The organism is Bacteroidales bacterium, from assembly GCA_014860585.1.
Classification (GTDB): domain Bacteria; phylum Bacteroidota; class Bacteroidia; order Bacteroidales; family 4484-276; genus RZYY01.
This window is the reverse complement of sequence record JACZJL010000111.1, coordinates 16,662-37,570: the sequence shown is the minus strand read 5'-3', so window position 1 is coordinate 37,570 and position 20,909 is coordinate 16,662. Positions and strand designations below refer to the sequence as shown.

Here is a 20,909-nt window from a genome sequence, read left to right as displayed (position 1 = left end):
CTTGTCATGGAGGGATGAATGAAGAAGACCAAAATTCCACACACTTACGTCATTGTCTTTTCGATTGTCGTTTTCTCGGCGGTATTAACCTGGTTTATTCCGGGTGGTGAGTTTGACCGTCATACAGTGACAGTGGGCGAAAGCTCGCGGGAGGTGATCAACAGCGACTCCTTCCGGTACATTGACAATACCCCGCAGACATGGCAGATTTTCTCTGCGTTGTTCGATGGTTTTGAAGATAAAGCGGACATCATTGTCTTTATTTTGTTGATTGGTGGCGCCTTCTGGATCATGAACCAGAGCCGGGCTATTGATGTGGGGATTTATTCTTTTCTCACTTTTACAAAAAAAATCGAGCACAACAAAATCCTCCAAACTATCGGAGTGAACAACATTATCATTACATTGATCATGCTGATGTTCAGTTTGTTTGGGGCTATTTTCGGGATGAGCGAAGAAACCATTGCCTTTGTGATCATTTTTGTTCCGCTTTCCATCAGGATGGGTTATGATTCCATTGTTGGAGTCAATCTCTGTTATGTGGCGGCTGCTTTGGGATTTGCAGGAGCTATGCTCAACCCGTTTACTATCGGCATTGCCCAGGGGCTTTCGGATTTGCCGTTGTTCTCAGGCATCGAATACCGCTTCTTCTGCTGGATCGTCATCAATATTGTGGGAATTGGCTGGGTGTTGCGATATGCCTCAAAGATCAGGAAGAGCCCAAAATTGTCGCCGGTTTATGAGGACGATGCCTACTGGAGGGATAAAAACAATGAAGCTGCTGTGGACAGTTCCAGCGAAAAAACAACAAAATCAGCCTGGATTACTTTCACGCTTATCATCGCCGTCTTAACAATTTTCTCCATCTCCTTTCCTACAACAACCATGAAAATAGGGAATGCTTCTGCTACACTTCCTGCCTTGCCGGCAATTACCCTGTTTTTTGCAATCACCAGTTTGGTGGCGTTGCGCCGCGGTTCACAGTTTTTCGTTTTAAACCTGCTCATGCTCACCATATTATTTCTCATCGTCGGCGTGATGGGATACGGATGGTATGTGATGGAGATCGCCACTTTGTTTTTTGCCATGGGCATCGCTGCCGGTATGGCAATGAATTACTCCCCCAATAAAATCACCCAACTCTTCATCGAAGGAGTGAAAGACATTATGCCCGCAGCGCTCGTCGTGGGATTAGCCGGCGGAATCATCATCGTTCTGCAAAACGGACATATTATTGATACCCTGCTCTACTGGGTTTCCCGGTCAATGGGTGATATGGGTGATATCGCCTCTCTGGGGATGATGTACTTGTTTCAATCGTTAATTAACATTGTGATACCTTCCGGATCAGCAAAAGCAGCGCTGACCATGCCTATCATGTCGCAATTCTCAGACCTGATTGGTGTTTCGCGCCAGGCTACGGTGATGGCCTTTCAGTTTGGCGACGGCTTCACCAACATGATCACACCAACGTCCGGCGTGCTGATCGGTGCGCTGGGGGTAGCTAAAATTCCTTTTGACAAATGGCTGAAATGGATCACTCCTTTTATGATTGTTCTGGTAATATTGGGTTTTCTGCTGCTTATTCCTACTGTGCTGATGGAGCTTAATGGATTCTGATTTAACAATTATTTAAAAAAAGCACAAAGTTTAAAAGAAAGATAAAATGCTTAGCAAGAAAAACTACGCCAATGGACCGCAGGTTTTTAAACAAACCGAAGATAAGCTGACCTACTTTTTCAAAAACGGAAATGTAAAAGCTGAAGGTCCGTTTAGCAATGGGCTGATGGGGGGAGAATGGAGATTTTACCGTGAAACCGGGCAACTCTGGCAAATTGCTCACTTCATGAACAGTAACAAACATGGTGAATGGGTGCGTTATGACAGAAATGATAAGCCGGAATATCAGGAGCACTTTGAAGACGGCAAAATGATTAAAAAGAAGTAGTTATGAATGAAGTAGAACAATACATTTCAGCCTTTCCACCTGAAGTCAGCACTCTTCTTGAGCAAATTCGCAGCATAATAAAAAAGGCAGCACCTGATGCAGTTGAAGGTATCGCTTACGGAATGCCGGCTTACAAACTGAAAGGCAGACCTTTGGTGTATTTTGCCGGCTTTAAAAATCATATCGGTTTTTACGCCACACCGACAGGGCATGAGGCGTTTGCGAATGAATTATCAAAATACAAACATGGCAAAGGTTCTGTGCAGTTTCAATTGGGCAAGCCTATTCCTTATGATCTGATCCGGCAGATCGTTGAATTCAGGGTTTATGAGGTTTTGGGGAAATAGGTTTGGTTTGGACAACGCAACCAACAAAACCCGACACAATTGAGAAAAGGAGAAAATGTTAAAATGGAAAGAATGAATCCAAAAGTTGACAAATATCTGATAGACGGCTGTATGCGTTGCAAATTCGGTGCGACACCCGAATGTAAAGTCAATAATTGGCGGGTAGAATTGGAAACATTACGACAAATTGTATCAGAAACCGGATTGACAGAAGAAGTAAAATGGGGTGTACCCTGTTACACCTTCGACAATAAAAACATTGTTATCATAAGTGCTTTCAAAGAATTTGCCTGTCTGAGTTTTATTAAAGGTGCGTTGTTTACGGACAAAGAAAAAATCCTCTTAAAACCTGGAGAGAGCTCTCAATCAGCAAGAATCATTAAATACACGAATCCTGAACAAATAATTGAACAGGCTGAAATCATAAAATCATATATTCTTGAAGCTGTTGCGCTCGAAAAATCAAATCAAAAAGTTGAATTCAGGAAAAACCCTGAACCGCTACCTGAAGAGCTTGAAGAAATATTCAGTAACGATCTTAAACTTAAAAAGGCTTTTTACACATTGACTCAAGGCAGACAAAGGGGTTATATCATTTACTTTTCTCAACCCAAACAATCTCAATCAAGGTATAACCGAATAGAAAAATACAGACAGAAAATACTGAACGGAGAAGGCTTAAATGACGAGTATAGTGGTTGATAAGCCAAATTCATACCGCCATACAAAGTATGCCATAAAAAATAAAAAAAAGCTGACCGGTAAGGATCAGCTTTTTTATTGAGGGAATTAAGCCTTTTAGGCTTTTTCGGATTTTTCTTCTTCTTTGTCAAAAGGCAGTTCGTTGGATTCGATTACCTCTTTTTTCGATTCAGCAACCTTAGCTTCAGTAACCTTAGCTTCAGCAACTTCAGCTTTTTGTTCTTCTGCCGGAGTTTCTACCACTTTGGCTTCTGATACCTCAACCACTTCCTCTTTAACCTCAGTAACTTCGGCCACTTCAGGAACAGACTCTTCTGCAGGAGTTTTGGCAATCACTACGTCCTCTTTGGCTTTCGCTTTTTTGCTCTCTTTCTTTTCCTGCTTCTTAGCGTATTCCTCGAGCTTTTCGCGGGCTTCCTGTTCCATTTCCGACTTCAGTTCTGCAAGGCCTCCGATGTCTCCAAAAGTGGTTACTTCGAGGGTATCCTTGATCTTTTTGACCGCCGATTTGGTCGTACGCTGAACTTTTTGCTGTTCTTTGTCTTCCTTGGCTTTTTCGGCCTGCTGGAGATCCTGGTAAACCCTTGCATGGGAGAGGATGATCTTTTTATTTTCTTTCGAAAATTCGATCACCTTGAAATCAAGGGTTTCATCAGTTGTTGCATAGGCGCCGTTTTCCTTCTGCAGGTGGCGTGAGGGTGCAAAACCTTCAACACCATAAGGCATGGTAACGATCATACCTTTGTCGGTTGGAACACTGATGGTGCCTTTGTGGATTGAACCAACTGTAAACACACTTTCGAAAACATCCCATGGATTTTCCTCAAGTTGCTTGTGACCAAGGCTCAGGCGGCGGTTTTCTTCATCAACATCAAGCACGACAACTTCGATTTGCTCTCCAACTTTGGTGAATTCAGCCGGATGTTTGATCTTCTTCGACCATGAGAGGTCAGAAATGTGGATCAGTCCGTCAACGCCTTCTTCAAGTTCGACAAAGATACCGAAGTTGGTAAAGTTACGCACTGAAGCAGTGTGTTTTGACCCAACCGGATAACGGCCTTTAATATTTTCCCATGGATCCGGTATGAGTTGTTTCATCCCCAGTGACATCTTACGCTCTTCGCGGTCGAGGGTGAGGATCACAGCTTCTACTTCGTCGCCTACTTTCAGGAAATCCTGTGCAGTGCGCAGGTGCTGCGACCACGACATTTCGGAAACGTGCAAGAGGCCTTCTACTCCCGGATGAATCTCTACAAATGCGCCGTAGTCAGCGATGACAACAACTTTTCCTTTCACTTTGTCACCTACTTTCAGCCCCTCTTCAAGAGCGTCCCATGGGTGTGGAGTAAGTTGCTTGAGGCCGAGGGCAATACGTTTTTTGCTGTCGTCGAAGTCGAGGATAACCACCTTGATCTTCTGATCGAGTTCCACGATTTCTTCAGGATGGTTGATACGTCCCCATGAGAGATCGGTGATGTGAATAAGACCATCAACACCGCCCAGGTCAATAAATACCCCGTAAGTAGTGATGTTCTTGACTGTTCCTTCGAGTACCTGGCCTTTTTCGAGTCTTGAAATGATTTCGGCTTTTTGTTGTTCCAGTTCGCGTTCGATGAGTGCTTTGTGCGACACCACAACATTTTTATACTCGTGGTTGATTTTTACAACCTTGAATTCCATTACTTTATCCACATAGATATCATAGTCGCGGATGGGTTTCACGTCAATTTGCGAACCCGGGAGGAAAGCCTCAATGCCGAAGATGTCTACGATTAAGCCACCTTTGGTTCTGCTTTTCACGTAACCTTTGATGATCTCTTCGGTTTCAAAAGCCTGGTTTACACGCTCCCATGACTTGAGAATCCTTGCCTTTTTGTGCGAAAGCAACAACTGACCGGTCTGGTCTTCCTGGCTTTCAACATACACTTCGATTTTGTCACCCACTTTTGCATCAGGATTGTACCTGAGTTCCCCTTTTGGGATCACACCGTCGGATTTAAAACCGATATTTACAACGATTTCACGGTCGGTGATGCCGGAGATGGTTCCTTCAACAACCTCATGCTCGGCAATAGTGCTGAAAGTCTTGTTGTAAAGATCTTCGAGTTTTCTGCGTTCATCTGCCGAATAAGCCTGTTCCATCTTTCCGGTTGCATTCCAGTCGAAATCATCAGCAGGGGTGAGCGGTGCTTTTGGAGTTTCCCTGAATGCCGGTTTTGGTTTTGCTTCTTCTTCAACTGGCTCTTCAGGTTTTTCCTGAATTGGTTCAGGTACCTTTTCAGTTTCCACTTCAGCTTTCACCTCAGTTTCCACATTAGTCAATGCTTCAACTTCGGCTTCAGCTTCAACTTCAACCACCGGTTCAACTTCAGCCTGAATCTCTTCAGTTACTTCTGCATTGATGGTTTGAGTCTCTTCAACCGGAGTGGCTTCCTGGATTGGATCGAGCTGATCCTCAGGTTCCTGGTTTACTTTTTCTTGTTCGTTAATCATTAAAATTTAATTGTGGATGCCGCCTTTACATCCTGGTTAGTATTTACTGTTTAGCTTGCAAATGAATGATTGTTAGGCGATAGAACCCTCACTTACAATTTTGGGGTGCAAAAGTAGATAAATTCTCTTTACCGGCAATTATCAAGGAACTTAAATTTCAGAATATTTCCAACATGGTGCGAAATCAAACAGAACGGTGTTCTAAACCGGACATCATTTTTGGACAATTTTTTCTGCCGCTTCATTAACTAATTGACTTAAAATGAAATGAAAATCAGGCATAACGGTTGATGGAAGGAATGAAGGTGGCAACAGCAAATGGGATTTCTTCATCAATAAAATGAAATCAAATGATCAGGCACTATTTAAAACTGATAATCAGACAGATTAAAAAGGATAAATTCTTTATGCTGGTTAAAATTTCAGGACTGGCCATCGGTATGGCAGCGAGTCTGATGATGATGCTTTACATTTACCATCAAAGTAATTTTGACACCTTCCACAAGAACAAAGATCAGATTTATCAGCTGATCATCGAAATGCATAGGGAAGGATTGATTGAAAAACTTGGCGTGGGTACTGCCGAAATGGGTGTTTCGCTGTTGGAGGAGTTCCCTGAAATCACAGTGATGACTCGTTTTTCGATGCATAGTGAAGCCTATTTCGAATATGATGACCAGGTGAAACAGATGAAAGACTTTCAATATGCTGATTCAAGTGTGTTTGATCTCTTCACTTTTCCTATGTTGCGTGGTAATCCTAAAACAGCATTGACTGCGCCATTTACAATGGTTCTGACGGAATCGGGCAGCCGGCAGCTTTTTGGAGATACCGATCCGATGGGAAAGGTCCTCAGGATGAATGGAAAACAAGATTACCTGGTGACCGGAATTATGAAAGACCCACCGCCCAATTCGCATCTTCAGTTTAAAGCGCTTGGCTCATTTTCAACACTGTATCAACTTGAAAACCAATACATGGACTGGGATGGTGGTTGGGGTTATTACACCTATGTACTTGTTGCCGAAAACACCGATTGGGATAACATGGTGAATAAATTTCCTGATTTCCTCGAAAAACATATTAATTACAAATACCGTAACTTTGGTGTTGAACTTCGTTTTAAGTTCGACAACCTGCCGGACATCTACCTTCACTCGTCAGCACCAGAGCATCTCTTCATCTCAGGAAACGTAACCAATCTTTATATTTTCGGTGCTGTGGCCATTTTTATCCTCTTGATTGCCTGCATCAATTTCATGAATCTTTCAACAGCACGGTTTTCAGCACGTACCAGCGAAGTGGGCATCAGGAAAGTGTTTGGGGCATTCCGTTCCCAACTCATTTTTCAATTTCTGAGCGAATCTGTTGTGATAAGTTTTCTCTCTCTTGCTGTTGCTTTGACAATAGCAGAAATCTTTCTTCCCGGTTTCAGCCAACTCTTTAACACAAATATCAGACTTGGTGATATTCATCTGACACTCCTGATCCCTGCATTAATTGTTTTGGTTGGTTTTGTCGGGATACTTTCAGGAAGTTATCCTGCATTTTTTCTTTCTTCTTTCAAACCTGATCTGGTAATAAAAGGTGCACTGGTGACGGTTAACAAAGGGAGATGGTTCAGAAATGTGCTGGTGGTGGTTCAGTTCTTCATCTCAGCAACATTAATCATATCAACCATCGGTGTATTCAGGCAGTTGAGGTATATGAACAGCAAGCCCCTTGGATTCGACAGGGAAAATGTTTTAGTGCTTGAATTGATGGGCGAAAAAGCACAGCAAAGCGTTGATCACTTAAAGACCAGGATTAAACAGTTGTCGTATGTTGTTAATACTGGTGCTTCCACCAATGTTCCGGTTTGGGGATTAACGAGTAACGGCTACATTCCTGAGGGGATGGAAACTTCGATGATCATAAACGTATTGGATGCAGATGAAGATTGGCTTGAAACCATGCAGATCGGAATCATTGAAGGAAGGAATTTCGAGAAAACAGATGATGACCAGAGAAATATCATTATCAATCAATCCCTTGCAAAAAAGATGGGATGGGATCAACCGGTAGGAAAATCATTCAACCGGGATGGAAAGCATGAAGTGATTGGTGTAGTTGGAGATTTTCATTTCACGCCTCTCCATCACCCGATCCAGCCGCTGATTATTACCTGCAAGCCATTTGACTACTTCTACTATCTTTCGGTCAGATTGAATGTGCAAGACTACAGGCAGGCTCTTGACGACATCGAAAAAATCTGGATAGAAATGGTCCCGGGCGAACCATTTATCTATCAATTCCTTGATCAGATGTTGCTTTCGACTTATGAGAAGGAAGAAAAGTTTGGAAAAGGGTTTACATGGTTTGCAATAGTAGCCATTTTTCTGGCTTGCCTTGGGCTTTACGCGCTGGCTTCATACCTTACTTTGCAGCGAAAGAAAGAGATTGGCATCAGGAAAACCTTTGGTGCGGATGTTGGCATGATCGTTTTGTTGTTGGGCAAAGATTTCCTTAAATTGGTTGTTATAGGAGACATACTGGCGATGGTTGTTTCCTGGCTTTTTATGGAAAAATGGATGGAAAATTTTGCTTTCAGGGTTCAACAAACCTGGTGGCCATATCTGTTTACACTCTTTATTACCGTGATTATCGCTATTCTAACCGTAGCCTGGCAATCCTTTAAAGCAGCCCGGCAGAACCCCATGGATGCCATTAAGTATGAGTAGCCTGTGAAAATTATCTCCAGTGAACCATCGAATCAGGTTCTTTTACTCAGACACTTCACTTTTTAGTACTACTGCCCGTGGGTTATGTTCCAGGTAACTCCTGATGATGGAGTGCACATGTTTATTTTCAGGGTAATGCTTCACGCAATCGGAGTAATAGCTGAAAGCATCATAACCATTGATTTCCCTTGAAGTAAAACCAAACCCGACGTATCGGTTGTTCTCCACCCTAACCACGGCACATTCATCATCGTTTCTCCCTTCATCAATGATCATGAAATCAGGACGTGCGTAGGTGAATCGGTCAAGTATTTTTTGCACGCGGGTATTGTACCCGGCGGTGCTTTCTTCTCCTATACAGGCTCCCAGGCATTCATGCAGCTTGTATTGAAAGCAGGATGATTTTGTCTCATAGAGTCCACATAGCTTTTGGCAAAGGTGGTTCTCGTCGCAAAGGTTGAATAAGAAATTCTTCGCTGAAACAAAAGAGTCGAAAGTCGTCAAAGGAGCAGCAAGATGTTCATCATCAATTTTTTTAATACAAAGCCTTAAATAACCCTCATCATCCTGTTCGCAATATAGCCCGTAGTTATAAAGGGCCCGGCGCTGGGCACGGTTGTAAACCGGCTTATGCTTGTGAATTTCATGCGACTCAAGCAACAGCGCAATCAATTCATTTCCGGTCAGTTCGTAATCCACCGAGGCCAGTTTGTTTTTCATCTCCAACGCCCGGCTGGTTGTGCAATTGGTCAGGTGGGCAATCACCCGTGAACGGATATTCTTGCTTTTACCGATGTAGATTATATGTTGATTTTCATCCAGAAAATAATAGACGCCGGCTAGCTCAGGCAGTGATTTGATGAACTCAGGCTTTAGACTGCTATTCAGCCCTTGCAATGAAATTTCAGAAGGGTTTGGATCAATGCTTAGCAAAAGGTCAAAAAGAACCGCAGTAGCTTTAGCATCCCCCAATGCTCTGTGGGGATGAGGGTTTGGAATGTTCAGTTCCTGACAAAGATTCCCAAGACTGTAGGATCTTTTAAAAGGAATCAACTTGCGGCTTAACTTCACTGTGCAAAGTTTTTCGCGCTGATAATCATATCCCAGCGACTTAAACTCCTGGCGAATAAAATTATAGTCGAAACTGACATTGTGCGCCACAAAAATACAATCCTCAGTGATTTCCACGATTTTTGCAGCCACTTCGTAAAACTTCGGAGCCAGTTCCACCATTCGGTTACTGATCCCTGTAAGTTGGGTAATCCGGTAGGGAATTCTCTGTTCGGGATTGATTAAAGAGGAAAACTCATCAACGATTTTCGCGCCATCATGTATAAGAATGGCTACTTCGGTGATTTTACCGTGCATGTAACTTGTCCCGGTTGTTTCGATGTCAACAATGGCGTATCTCATGGGCAGGGTCAGTTCATTTCCGGATCAGTAGGAAAGTTTGTCCACGAGCTATATTCTTTGCCAAGTTCACGCAGGGTAGATTTCCACATTTCATCGGGGTTAGCGTTCATTACCTGGTCAGCACTGAGTTTTGATACCAGCCAGGAGTCACGCTTCAACTCCATGTCGAGTTGTTTGGCTGCCCAGCCGGAGTAACCAATGAAAAAGCGAATATTTTGTTCATTCAATTCGCCAAATCTGATCATGTCTTTGACCTGTTCCAGGTCTCCACCCCAGTGCAACCCTTTGATAATTGGCATACTGTTGTCAATCATTTCTCCCATCGTGTGGATGAAGAAAAGGCTGTCGGTGCTCACAGGCCCTCCGAGGTAAACCTTTGCTTTGAAATCGGGAAAGTCTTTTACTACCTCATCAAAACTCATCACCAACGGTTTATTGATGATCACCCCAAACGAGCCGTCTTTGGAATGTTCAGCAAGCAAAATTACTGAGCGTTTGAAATAATAGTCATACAGGAAGGGTTCGGAAATCAGTATTTTGCCCGGCCCGGGTCTTATGTTATTAGTCCTGATTTTTATCAGGTCATCAAAGTTTTCCATGCTGCAAAATTAAATTGAATAATTTTGGTTTTTGAATGCGAAACAAATTTACGTAAAATTGCGATGCCCGTCCAGCAAAATCAAAGTCTTTATCATTCTTTAAGAAAAAAATATCCTTTTTTCTCCTTCGATGATTTCAAGGTTATCAAATCGGCTGACCAACTGCAAATTAAGTATCGCTTCAACTTGTCCGATCTGCACATTTTCGAACCTACCCTTACGATCCCTGCAAAATCTTTCATCAACTTTTCAATTAACGAGGACTTACTGGAGAATCTTGCATTTCACATAGGTATGGTCGAATTGGTAAGTTACTGGAAAGCGGCATGCCCTCCCAAAGTATTTATAAATCCTGCTTTTCTCGACAAAACCCAGGTTGATTGGTTTAAAAAACTTTACTTTAACGGGCTTGGTGAATTTTTTTATTTGAATGGCATTACACCCGATTTTGACGATTTTATGACAATTGAAGTGCGGGGGGATTGGGACTATCAGTCTGTTTGCTATCAACCTGAAGAGTCCGTTTTGGTTCCGGTGGGTGGAGGAAAAGATTCCGCCGTGACGTTGGACCTGGTCGACAAGGGTGGATTTAAAGTTCTTCCGTTTATTTTGAATCCCCGCAAAGCAAGCCTTGAAACATCAAGGGCTGCAGGGTATGCTGAACAAGATATAGTTGTCTTTTACCGTACTTTGGATCAGGAGTTATTGAGGCTCAATGAAAACGGTTTTCTTAACGGGCATACGCCCTTTTCAGCACTGATTGCATTTATCACTTTGCTTGCCGCTGCGATGACCAACAGCAGTCATATTGCCCTATCCAACGAATCGAGCGCCAACGAACCTACAATCCCTGGAACAAACATTAACCATCAATATTCTAAATCCATTCTATTTGAGGAAGATTTCAGAAGTTACGTGAATCAATACGTTAGCCAAAGCGCAAATTATTTCAGTCTGCTCCGACCATTAAACGAACTTCAGATTGGGAAGATTTTTTCAGGGCTTTCACACCAGTTTTCTCATTTCAAGAGTTGCAATGCCGGCAGTAAAACCGATTCATGGTGTTGCAAATGCTCCAAATGCCTGTTCACCTGGATTATCCTTTCACCTTTTATTGAAGAGAATATGTTGAAATCGATCTTTGGAGCAAACCTGATGCATGATGAATCGTTGCTCCCGATTTTCCAGCAGCTGACAGGCATTGCCGACGAAAAACCTTTCGAATGTGTGGGCACGATCGATGAGGTGAACACGGCGCTGACCATGACCATCAGAAAAAACCGGAAATTACCCCTACCCTACCTTTTAGACTATTACTCTTCGACAAACAACTTTGCTCAATTTCAAAATGATAAACAGTGCTTTCTTTTAAACAACCTTGAGAAGAAGCACTTTGTACCTGATCAGTTTCTAAAAATCCTAAAAGAAGCTGTAAAATGAAGGATTTACTCAAGAAATTGATTGAGGGAAAACGGGTTTTAATTCTCGGATTTGGCAGGGAAGGGAAATCAAGTTACAGGTTGCTTCGAAAATTTTTTCCTGAAATCCGGTTAATCATTGCGGACAAAAATGCTGACCTTAACCTGAGTGAATTAGATGGCCATGAGTTGAATCAGATTTTATTAGGAGAAAAATATCTTGAAGCTTTAAATGATGCCGACCTGGTGTTTAAATCTCCTGGTATTGATTTCAACAATAACATCGCCTCGTTTGGTCATTGTGAAATCGTTTCGCAAACTTCACTTTTCCTGGAGCGATTTCACCGGCAAATCATCGGAGTAACAGGGACTAAAGGCAAAAGTACAACGTCAAGCCTGATATTTCATCTCCTGAAAGAATCGGGTCGTGATGCTGTACTGGTCGGGAATATTGGTATTCCACCTTTTGATGCCATCGAACGTATCACGGATCAAACCCGGATCGTTTTTGAAATTTCAGCACATCAGCTTGAATTTGTAAATCAATCCCCGCATATCGCCGTCTTGCTGAACATTTTCCAGGAGCACCTTGATTATTTCAAATCGGTGAACAATTATGCCCATGCAAAATTCAATATTGCTGTTTATCAAAATCCTTCAGACTACCTGATCTATGACGCGAGTAATGAATACCTTAAGCATCATATCAAAGCATTCAATTTTCAGGGACAATTAATCCCGGTTGATCTGACAGGTGATTTTTACAACCACGAAAAAGAGGTATTATTTATCCCCGAAACATCTGAACCAGTAAACATTGCTCTTAGTCTCCTACGCGGACAACATAACATCAAAAACATCCTAGTATCGGTCATTGCCTGTCACATTGCCGGTCTTCATCCTGTGGAAATAGAAAAGGGCATAGCCACTTTCAGGCCTCTTGAGCACCGACTTGAATTTGCCGGAGTTGCTGCCGGGATTACATTCATTAATGATTCCATCTCCACTATACCGGAAGCTACCATTGAAGCCGTCAAAACCTTACCCGAAACTGATACGATTATCCTTGGCGGCAAAGACCGTGGCATTGATTACTCTGAATTGATTGTTTTTCTGGCCAATTCCGGCATCAGGAATTTCCTGTTTACGGGCCCTGCAGGGAAAAGAATGATGGAAATGCTGGAACAACAAATTAATCCAGGGAAAAACCTGGTTTTTGTGTATGACTGGAATGACCTGCCCTCGTTGATCCTTAATTATACCCTGAAAGGTAAAGCCTGCCTGCTGTCCCCTGCCGCTTCCAGTTACGATCGGTTTGAAAACTTTGAGGAAAGGGGTAAACTTTTTAAAAAAATAGTAAAAAATCTGGCCAGCCTGAAATAAAATACGGGATGACCGTCTGGACATCCCGTAAGTACAATACCTTTTAAAAATCAGAACAACTATGCTTCTTTATCTGGCTCAGCCGCTTTACTTTCGGCGACAGGTTCTGCTTTTGCAGTTTCAGTCTTGGATTCTGCTTTTTCAGCTTTTGGCTTCGATTCTTTTTTGGTTTCAGCCTTTTTCTCTGCTTTCTTTTCTTCAGCAGCGGGTTTTGCTACCTCTTTTTTTGCAGCGGGTTTAGCCTTTTTCTCTTCAGGCGCTTCCGCCTTTTTCTTCACTTCATCGGCTATTCTTTCGGCCAGGTTTTTTACAGGCCTGCGCAGTCTGGTTTTTCCGTAAGAACCGCTGATTATCTTGCCTCGTTTTGTTTTTTGGTCACCTTTTCCCATAATATTGTGATTTTAAAGTAAATATTGAATTATTTGTGAGGCTGCAAAAATAGCGAATTTCTGATTACCCATTTGATTTGTTTTTGGCTAAAAAATCCAGTTCGATCAGATCGCTTCGTTTGACTACCTGCCTTGCCCATTGCAACCTGATGTCAAGCATTTCATCATCGGTCAGATGCCAGTTAATGTCAGATTTCCTGAGTTTTTCGGTGAGGTGAAACAGCACCAGCGCTGCTGACACAGAAATGTTAAAGCTTTCGGTGAATCCGTACATCGGGATCTTCATAAACTCATCTGCCAGTTCCAGAGCACTGCCGGTTATTCCTCTCATTTCGGTTCCAAAAACCAATGCTATTGGTCCGTTATCGAGCGGGAGTTCCTGCAAAGTGACATCATCCTTGTGTGGTGTGGTGGCCACTATTCGGTAACCTTTCTGCCGGAGCGACTGCAATGCTGCCGGAGTGTTGTTTTCCTGTCCGCAATAGGAATACAGATTGAGCCATTTGGACGAACCCAGTGCAATGTCAGGATTAACCGTATAAATATTCTGGTTTTCGATGATATGCACGTCCTGTACTCCGAAACAGTCGCAGGTGCGAAGCACGGCGCTTGCATTGTGAGGCTGGTAAATATCTTCCAGCACAACGGTGACATAACGCGTCCGCTGCTGAATTACTTCTTCAAACTTGTTGCGCTTATTTTCGGTGATGAAGCCAGCCAGATAATCGAACAAGGCTTGTTTAATTTCCTGAGTCATCAAATTTAAAATTAGAGGTTTCTGTCAGGATAAAGCTCATTCCACCATTCAGGCTGGTCTTTCAGCCATTTATCGAACCAGGCAAAAATGGTCTTTTGCCAGATTATGCGCTTTTTATAGTCCAAAATATGGTGATCCTGCCCGGCCACTTCGATCATCTCAACCTGTTTTCCAAGCAGTTTCAGTGCAGTGTAAAGCTGAAGACTTTCTCCAACTGGCACATTAGTGTCGTCAGCACCATGGAGTAATAATAATGGCGTATTGATTTTATCGGCACTAAAAAGCGGACTTTGACCTACATACAATTCCTGGTTGTTCCAGGGGAAACTATTGGCAGTTGCCGAAGCGCTGTAGAGATAACCCCAGTAACCTTCGCCCCAATAGCTTGAAATGCTGCTGATGCCGGCATGAGAAATAGCTGCAGCAAAAATATCTGTGCGGGTTTGCAGGAGCATGGTCATGAAACCACCATAGGACGCACCAATACAGCCGACGCGACTTGTGTCAATAAATTTGTGGTCTTTCAAAAACAACTTTGTTCCCTTAATAATTTCATCAGCAACAGTGATTCCCCAGTTATTCACGTGGGCAGCCGAAAAATCCTGTCCATAACCAATGGCTCCGCTTGGTTGTAATGTATAAACCACGTAGCCCTGTGCTGCAAACATATTTTTTGGGTAGCGACCACCGAAACTCCTGTCTGTCGGAGTGGTCCCGGCGTAATAAAAAACAATCAGCGGATATTGTTTCGATTTGTCAAAATCCGGTGGATAATAAACCCTGCCTTCAATTTCTACCCCAGCGTCGTTGGTGAAGTTCCAATCTTCTGTTTTCCCAAAAACTACATGTTCGAATTGTTTGACTTGCGAGTAGGCAATTACCTCAAACTGCCCGGTGGTCAGGTCAATTTTTCTTGCATCCGGAGGCGCCGAATTGCCCGAACCGGTATAAACGGCCACAGGAGCCATCTTTGCCATTGAAAAACTATTGACCACATCCAACCCGGTATTTATCTTCTCAAAATAGCGGGTATTCATGTCATAAACATAGATGTTCCTGTATGTCCTATCTGTCACTACAAAATATATCTTGTTTTCGTCAAAATAGCTCCAGAAAGCGTCTGAAATTGAAGGATTGAATTCAAAGGTGATCGGGTCAGTGTTTCCTGTGGCGAGGTTATAAATGTAGGCTTGTGTATCACTTTCGTTCGGAATGACATCACCGGATACATTCATTCCAATATCACCAAACATAGTTGCTGAAGCCTTCACAAGCAGGTATTGTCCATTTGGTGAATATTGACAGGAAGCGGAAACATTGTTCTCCCAGAGGGTGTCAACTTCAAAAGTTTCCAGGTCCATCTCCATCAAAAACTGCTTGGAATATGGTCTTTCAGAATAATCAGGAATATTCATGCTAAAAAGAACCTTCGTCCCGTCAGGTTTGATATCCATCAGGCTGGTGGTCAAATGTCCATGGGTCAGTTTTTCAGAAATTCCGGAAGCCACATCGAGTTTATTCAAATAACTTCGATTGCGCCACCATGGCCAGCGATCGGGCATCCCTTCCAGTCTTTTCAATCCCGATTTTTCTTCTTCCGGCTTCTCGCTGATGCTGTAGATGATGAAACTACCATCGGGAGACCACGAGTAGCCTCCAAGATCTTTCAAATCTTCGATCAATACACTCTGAGAGAGATCAATCAAATTGAACAACCATATTGAGCTTTTACCATCTTTGACTGTGCTATAAGAAATTCCTTCACCCCCGGGTATCCATTCGATTCCTGACATGTCGGAATGCCGGAATGAATGAAGTAAAACATTGGTGTTCAACTCCCTGATCTCTGCCCAGCGTTCCGTTTTTCCATCCGGAGGTGTGACCGATGAAAATCGTAGCAAAACCATACTCCCATCCGGCGAAACGGAGACAGAGTTCACAAAATCTCCCTCCAGTAAATGATTGATGTTTTTAATCGTTTTAGGTGAAATTTCAGCCCGGACAACATCTTTTCCAAATTTTTCCGAAAAAGTAACCTGCGCTTTTACTGTCCAGTCGGTATCATTGTCAGAAGGTTTAAGCGTTTTAATCAATAGCAGATGTTTACCCCGCTCAAGTTTGATGGTCTTTTTTGTGTTTCCGGTTTTATCTGCATCGGGCGTGTCGGCTGTGCTTTTTGTATTTTGCAGTTCGCCGTTGAGGTAAAACTCAAACATCTGTGGAGAACTGATTTCAATGACAACTTCCAGGAACCGATCAACATAAAGATAGGTGGCTAAAAATCCCAGTTGATGCTTACTTCCGGTCACTTTTTTTTCCAGGTAAACGAATCCGTTTTTAGCACTTGTTGTTTTTTCCCACGAAAAAGAATTGTTTTTCCAACTAAACTGCTTTTTATCAATTGGTTGTAAAGTTGAGATATCTACAAAATTGTATTTCAGCAGGTCCTCATCTTCAAATGTTTCACCCTTTACATTTTTCTGATCACTGTATACGGGCATTTTCACGTCAAAACTTCCCAGTTTAAGCCATTCATTAACAACAACTTCTATTTTATCGTCTGCATCTGCATTTTGAGTATGACCCCAAATGAATGTGCATGTGAGTAAAATCATCATCATACTTCCCGTTCTGATCAATGATCTACTCCTGATGAATTTGTTTTCCATATCTCTGATTTGAATTAATTTCCGATCTTGTTTAAGAAAATACCAACAAAAACATTGCTCCTACGATAACTTTCATCCTACCCCCCAAATCACCTGTCTTCACCATTCATCTCCATCATCAGCATTTCCTCAATGCTTATTTGCCTGAATCCTTCAGGGACAGAAAATAGGTCGGCATCAAACAACTTTTTCTCTATATTCATTACCTCTGTAATTTCTCCTGCCTTATTTACCGATCGCATTTCGAATCCTTTTTCACTCAGATCAAGGTAGGTTTCGGTAAATTGATACATGACATCTTCGCCGGTAATCGGGCTGATTTCTTTAAAAGATCTTACCATTTTACCTAAATTCAGGTCGTTGCTTAAATCTAAATCAGTAACCAGCCATTTTTGTTCTACTAAAGTATCATCGACATAAACCAGGTATTTGTTGGTATTAAAACCTGCAATTATTTCATTCTCAACAGTTTTTTCAATCCGAATTTTCACCGCATCAAGGATCGAAGGGTCAAAATTTGCATACATCTTTTCCATCTCTGCAAAAAGTGGTCGGTACATCTCTCGCTCCTGTGGTGGTAAACTCACAAGCATTTTATCCATAAACTTCCTGGTGGCCAGGTAGTATGATTCCCTGGACTCACTTATTTTTACCTGCCAGCAAGTATTGTTGGTGTCATTAATCACCATCATCCAATCGTTCTCCAGGTCAAAAATAAAAGTGCCATCGATGCCATTGGATCGCAACTTATTGTCCTGGATCATGATGGTTTCTTCGTTTGCATTTCCATCCGAATCGCTGTAACGAACCTGAATCACCCAACCTGCATTGGCATTTGCGATAGGTGCAGATAAAAAAAAGAGGATAAACATCAAATGAAACTTCTTCATAGTTGTTTTTCTATCAAATTCTAAACTAATCAACCTTTTTTGGCTAAAGTAATTAAAAATGACTTAAAAAGTAGTTCAAATCATTACATAGCTTGATTTGCCAAAATTAAAAAAAAATGCTGCATCAGTGCTGCGTTGGAAAAAAAATATACTTTTGCACCTTCAAATTTCTAAAGATAATTATGGCGAAAAAATCGACAAAAGCTGAAGAAAACATTCAGGCAGTAGAAGAAGCATTAGGTAAATCCGAGCGGTTTATCGAGGAAAATCAGAAACCAATCACAATCATATTAGTAGTGCTGGTTGCTATCGTTTTAGGGTATTTTGGATTCCAAAGGTTTTATATTCAACCCAAAGAGGAGAAAGCCCAGATCGAAATGTTCACCGCAGAAAAATATTTTGGACAAGATTCGTTGAACCTTGCCCTCAATGGTGACGGAATTAATCCGGGTTTTCTGGATATCTCCAAAAAATACAAGTTTACCAAATCGGCCAGCCTTGCCAATTACTATGCCGGTGTAATTTACATGAAAAAGGGTGAATTTCAAAATGCCATTGATCACTTTAAAAAATACAAAACCAGGGATAAACTGGTCAAGCCAATGGCTTTAGGTGCTATTGGAGATGCATATGTTGAATTAGGAAACAACAAAGAAGCCGTTGATTACTATCTGAAAGCAGCCAAAGCAAGTAAAAATGAATTCTCGGCACCTGTCTTTTTAATGAAAGCCGGTTGGACCTATGAATTGCTGAGCGATTACAAAAAAGCTATAGAAGTTTACAAAGAAATTAGGAAAGATTACCCTCAAAGCACCGAGGCGCGTGAACTCGAAAAATATATTGCCCGTGCCGAAGGTTTACTGAATAAGTAATAATCCAGGGGGTTAACCATACCAAAAAAGACCTGCTCGATTCCGGGCAGGTTTTTTTTATTAAATCCTATGCTTCTAAACATTTTGGTGTGTTCGTTCCAGATACAAAGGGTTATTTATTTCCAAATTTCTCCTGCATGATCTGGCTGTACTTCACGTGGTCATAAGGGTTAATTCGCTGGGTCTGCTGATAAGATTCTCTTGCTTTATTCAAGTCCTTCAGTTCGAAATATGTATCCCCAAGTAAAAACCAGGATTCGAAGTCATAAGGATTGAGCGCTAGACACTTTTCATTGATCGTAAGGATGGCATCCTTATATTGCTTTTTGGCAAATTGCACTTTGGCTTTCCAAAAATACAAAAGCCAGATATCCATTACTTCCAACGACTCATTAATATTGGTTAAAAGCATATCATAATCAGCTTTTTCAAACAGATTATTGTACACATAAATGCGCGGTGAAATGTAGGCAGGATATTTCTCGAGAGCGAGGGCAAACCTGTTTTGAGCTAAAAACTCATCATTTTTTTCATAACTGACGATTGCGGAATAATACCAGGGCAAAGCCAGGTTGCTCGCCTGCATCGTAATCACATCAAATTGCTGGCCTGCTTCAGTCCAGCTTTTTTTCCGGATTAAGTTTATCCCTATGTTAATACCTTCAATGACCTGTGCCTCAACTTGCCCGACAGTGAGGTTATGGCACATGATCCACATCTCAATGTTTTGGATCAATTCAAGATCGCTGCACTTCTTCAATGCTGTTTCCATCATTTTATAAAATAAATCATGGTCACGGGACATTGAGTTAAAAGCCCTGAAAATTTCATAATATGGCTGCCGCTGGGCTTCCAATTGACTATAGAGGTTACTCATCACGGAGTCATTAAAAACCCGATGCTGGTATTTGATCTCTGTATTGATCAAACCTATTATAATCTTAAAATCATCCAGCCATCCGGTTCTGATAAGATCAGCCTTTTTTTCAGGAAACCTGTCAATTGATGAGATATCGATCTCATCAAGTCCATCCAGGCTTCGATAGGCATCAATATGGGTTAACATTTTCGCAATAAGATCGATGTAAAAATAAAACCGGTAATCCTTCTCGTAGCTGCCCTGTTCGAAAAACTTCATTTTGTGTACTTTGAATAAATCCAGGTTCTCCGATCTGAGCGCTTTCAAATCTGCCAATAGTTTGTTGTAATTATCCTTAAAAACTTTGCTCTTTGGAAAATTCAATCCGAAATAGGGCGAAAATAATTCTGACCCTTGTTTTATTAAATTTTCAACGGAATCACACCTGATCAAATCATCATAATTATATGTACTTCTGAAATGGTCAGAGTAAAAATTATACACTTGGACAAGACTGTCAGCGTGACTTTGAATCACTGTTTCCATCAGGATTTCACTCAGGTGATTGTAAAAACTGTAATGGGTTATTTCCGGGTTGTTTAAGGATGCTTCAACCACCGGGAATAATACATTGAACGCATCAACATATTCATTATCCTGGCTCATGCTGTATCCGCTCTCATAAATTTTCCTGTAATTAAAAAAGTCAGGGAAATACTCGTCACTCAAAAGGATAGCATCAGTCGTATCAAATGGACTTATAAAAACGAACGGTTCATAAAGCAGCACTTTTTCTTTTGGAAATGACATGATGAGATGGGCGATTTTACCATCCTGGCTGGAAACCGGCCGAATGGACGCTGCTGGCTGAATGGTTTTACCCAGTTGTTGTAATTCAATAAAATTCAGGTACTCTTCCAGTTCATTTTCTTTAAAATATTCTTTTTCACTGCCTTCATTTGGTTTTATAGTGAAGAAGATGTTTTGATATGGTAAAAATTCATCCGCAGTTAAACCCGGCAAACCTTCATCCGACGAGAAAAAAATTGAGGCCGAATAGACGTTTTTGCCTTTAACTTTGTAATTGATGTTAACAGCTTGATTGTAAGCAGACAATGTGATAAGGCAAAGAAGGAGAGAACTGAAAATGAACCGAAAATGTGACTTTTTCATCTTTTTAAAATTTTGATGCAAAATAAAAAAGAAATTGATTTGGAATGGTTATAAATTACGGGTATCGAAAATTAACCTGATTTACTAATTTTGCAGCAAAATCTCAGGTCATAATTTTTGGTTATGCATTCAATTTTTAATGACCCTAATAGTAAGGAAACCAAAATGCAGTTCTTTCTGATGTTTTTTCTACCAGTAAAAATTTAAATTGCGAAACTCCGGTGAAGGTTTTTCCTGAATTGTGATCGTCAAGCTGGGGATTCTTGCAAAACACAAT

16 protein-coding genes are annotated in these 20,909 nt (G+C 41.6%); 8 read left to right on the top strand and 8 right to left on the bottom strand.

The features are described from left to right. Nucleotides 1-18 precede the first annotated feature (18 nt). The 4 genes from IH598_11950 to IH598_11935 all read left to right on the top strand — a co-directional run bounded on the left by IH598_11950 (nucleotide 19) and on the right by IH598_11935 (nucleotide 2,997). The gene (locus tag IH598_11950) at nucleotides 19-1,620 is read left to right on the top strand and encodes an AbgT family transporter (protein ID MBE0639225.1); all 1,602 of its coding nucleotides are present in this window, start codon (nucleotides 19-21) and stop codon (nucleotides 1,618-1,620) included. A 46-nt stretch (nucleotides 1,621-1,666) separates the two neighbouring features. Next, nucleotides 1,667-1,948 (top strand): hypothetical protein, encoded by a 282-nt coding sequence (locus tag IH598_11945; GenBank protein ID MBE0639224.1) that lies wholly within the window; start codon nucleotides 1,667-1,669, stop codon nucleotides 1,946-1,948. Nucleotides 1,949-1,950: 2 nt separating this feature from the next. Then, entirely contained in the window at nucleotides 1,951-2,295 is a 345-nt protein-coding gene (locus tag IH598_11940) for a DUF1801 domain-containing protein (protein ID MBE0639223.1), read from the top strand. 72 nt (nucleotides 2,296-2,367) lie between these two features. After that, complete coding sequence (locus tag IH598_11935; protein MBE0639222.1) at nucleotides 2,368-2,997, top strand: DUF1801 domain-containing protein; 630 nt, start codon at nucleotides 2,368-2,370, stop codon at nucleotides 2,995-2,997. Between the two features lie 96 nt (nucleotides 2,998-3,093). On the opposite strand, the gene rpsA is transcribed toward IH598_11935, so the two are convergent. Then, nucleotides 3,094-5,490 carry a 30S ribosomal protein S1 gene (gene rpsA / locus IH598_11930; GenBank protein MBE0639221.1) on the bottom strand — a complete coding sequence of 799 codons (2,397 nt, stop codon included), beginning with the start codon at nucleotides 5,488-5,490 and terminating at the stop codon, nucleotides 3,094-3,096. A 350-nt stretch (nucleotides 5,491-5,840) separates the two neighbouring features. Here rpsA and IH598_11925 point away from each other — a divergent pair, with 350 nt between their 5' ends. Then, the gene (locus tag IH598_11925) at nucleotides 5,841-8,210 is read left to right on the top strand and encodes an ABC transporter permease (protein ID MBE0639220.1); all 2,370 of its coding nucleotides are present in this window, start codon (nucleotides 5,841-5,843) and stop codon (nucleotides 8,208-8,210) included. Between the two features lie 42 nt (nucleotides 8,211-8,252). Here IH598_11925 and IH598_11920 read toward each other — a convergent pair whose 3' ends face one another. Then, on the bottom strand, nucleotides 8,253-9,623 hold the full coding sequence (locus IH598_11920; protein ID MBE0639219.1) for a GIY-YIG nuclease family protein: 1,371 nt from the start codon (nucleotides 9,621-9,623) through the stop codon (nucleotides 8,253-8,255). 8 nt (nucleotides 9,624-9,631) lie between these two features. Then, on the bottom strand, nucleotides 9,632-10,222 hold the full coding sequence (locus tag IH598_11915) for a YqgE/AlgH family protein (protein MBE0639218.1): 591 nt from the start codon (nucleotides 10,220-10,222) through the stop codon (nucleotides 9,632-9,634). Between the two features lie 63 nt (nucleotides 10,223-10,285). Here IH598_11915 and IH598_11910 point away from each other — a divergent pair, with 63 nt between their 5' ends. Next, complete coding sequence (locus tag IH598_11910) at nucleotides 10,286-11,662, top strand: hypothetical protein (GenBank protein MBE0639217.1); 1,377 nt, start codon at nucleotides 10,286-10,288, stop codon at nucleotides 11,660-11,662. Further along, the gene (gene murD, locus IH598_11905) at nucleotides 11,659-13,023 is read left to right on the top strand and encodes a UDP-N-acetylmuramoyl-L-alanine--D-glutamate ligase (protein ID MBE0639216.1); all 1,365 of its coding nucleotides are present in this window, start codon (nucleotides 11,659-11,661) and stop codon (nucleotides 13,021-13,023) included. Before IH598_11910 ends, murD begins: the two co-directional genes overlap by 4 nt. Before the next feature lie 59 nt (nucleotides 13,024-13,082). On the opposite strand, the gene IH598_11900 is transcribed toward murD, so the two are convergent. From IH598_11900 to IH598_11885, 4 genes are all read right to left on the bottom strand, one after another. After that, on the bottom strand, nucleotides 13,083-13,412 hold the full coding sequence (locus tag IH598_11900) for a 30S ribosomal protein THX (GenBank protein ID MBE0639215.1): 330 nt from the start codon (nucleotides 13,410-13,412) through the stop codon (nucleotides 13,083-13,085). A gap of 64 nt (nucleotides 13,413-13,476) precedes the next feature. After that, nucleotides 13,477-14,169 (bottom strand): RNA methyltransferase, encoded by a 693-nt coding sequence (locus IH598_11895; protein MBE0639214.1) that lies wholly within the window; start codon nucleotides 14,167-14,169, stop codon nucleotides 13,477-13,479. A gap of 11 nt (nucleotides 14,170-14,180) precedes the next feature. After that, nucleotides 14,181-16,838 (bottom strand): S9 family peptidase, encoded by a 2,658-nt coding sequence (locus IH598_11890; protein MBE0639213.1) that lies wholly within the window; start codon nucleotides 16,836-16,838, stop codon nucleotides 14,181-14,183. An 89-nt stretch (nucleotides 16,839-16,927) separates the two neighbouring features. Continuing rightward, nucleotides 16,928-17,728: a DUF4412 domain-containing protein gene (locus IH598_11885; protein MBE0639212.1), complete on the bottom strand. Its 801-nt coding sequence runs from the start codon at nucleotides 17,726-17,728 to the stop codon at nucleotides 16,928-16,930. A 182-nt stretch (nucleotides 17,729-17,910) separates the two neighbouring features. On the opposite strand from IH598_11885, the gene IH598_11880 reads away from it, so the two are divergent. Continuing rightward, nucleotides 17,911-18,600: a tetratricopeptide repeat protein gene (locus IH598_11880; GenBank protein MBE0639211.1), complete on the top strand. Its 690-nt coding sequence runs from the start codon at nucleotides 17,911-17,913 to the stop codon at nucleotides 18,598-18,600. 112 nt (nucleotides 18,601-18,712) lie between these two features. Here IH598_11880 and IH598_11875 read toward each other — a convergent pair whose 3' ends face one another. Continuing rightward, nucleotides 18,713-20,632, bottom strand: coding sequence for a tetratricopeptide repeat protein (locus IH598_11875; GenBank protein MBE0639210.1), 1,920 nt, complete (start codon nucleotides 20,630-20,632; stop codon nucleotides 18,713-18,715). Nucleotides 20,633-20,909 lie beyond the last annotated feature (277 nt).

What these genes read in the sequence shown, in the direction of transcription:
- IH598_11950 (MBE0639225.1), top strand. Translation starts at nt 19, where the DNA reads ATGAAGAAGACCAAAATTCCACACACTTACGTCATTGTCTTTTCGATT.
- IH598_11945 (MBE0639224.1), top strand. Translation starts at nt 1,667, where the DNA reads ATGCTTAGCAAGAAAAACTACGCCAATGGACCGCAGGTTTTTAAACAA.
- IH598_11940 (MBE0639223.1), top strand. Translation starts at nt 1,951, where the DNA reads ATGAATGAAGTAGAACAATACATTTCAGCCTTTCCACCTGAAGTCAGC.
- IH598_11935 (MBE0639222.1), top strand. Translation starts at nt 2,368, where the DNA reads ATGAATCCAAAAGTTGACAAATATCTGATAGACGGCTGTATGCGTTGC.
- rpsA (MBE0639221.1), bottom strand. Translation starts at nt 5,490, where the DNA reads ATGATTAACGAACAAGAAAAAGTAAACCAGGAACCTGAGGATCAGCTC.
- IH598_11925 (MBE0639220.1), top strand. Translation starts at nt 5,841, where the DNA reads ATGATCAGGCACTATTTAAAACTGATAATCAGACAGATTAAAAAGGAT.
- IH598_11920 (MBE0639219.1), bottom strand. Translation starts at nt 9,623, where the DNA reads ATGAGATACGCCATTGTTGACATCGAAACAACCGGGACAAGTTACATG.
- IH598_11915 (MBE0639218.1), bottom strand. Translation starts at nt 10,222, where the DNA reads ATGGAAAACTTTGATGACCTGATAAAAATCAGGACTAATAACATAAGA.
- IH598_11910 (MBE0639217.1), top strand. Translation starts at nt 10,286, where the DNA reads ATGCCCGTCCAGCAAAATCAAAGTCTTTATCATTCTTTAAGAAAAAAA.
- murD (MBE0639216.1), top strand. Translation starts at nt 11,659, where the DNA reads ATGAAGGATTTACTCAAGAAATTGATTGAGGGAAAACGGGTTTTAATT.
- IH598_11900 (MBE0639215.1), bottom strand. Translation starts at nt 13,412, where the DNA reads ATGGGAAAAGGTGACCAAAAAACAAAACGAGGCAAGATAATCAGCGGT.
- IH598_11895 (MBE0639214.1), bottom strand. Translation starts at nt 14,169, where the DNA reads ATGACTCAGGAAATTAAACAAGCCTTGTTCGATTATCTGGCTGGCTTC.
- IH598_11890 (MBE0639213.1), bottom strand. Translation starts at nt 16,838, where the DNA reads ATGGAAAACAAATTCATCAGGAGTAGATCATTGATCAGAACGGGAAGT.
- IH598_11885 (MBE0639212.1), bottom strand. Translation starts at nt 17,728, where the DNA reads ATGAAGAAGTTTCATTTGATGTTTATCCTCTTTTTTTTATCTGCACCT.
- IH598_11880 (MBE0639211.1), top strand. Translation starts at nt 17,911, where the DNA reads ATGGCGAAAAAATCGACAAAAGCTGAAGAAAACATTCAGGCAGTAGAA.
- IH598_11875 (MBE0639210.1), bottom strand. Translation starts at nt 20,632, where the DNA reads ATGAAAAAGTCACATTTTCGGTTCATTTTCAGTTCTCTCCTTCTTTGC.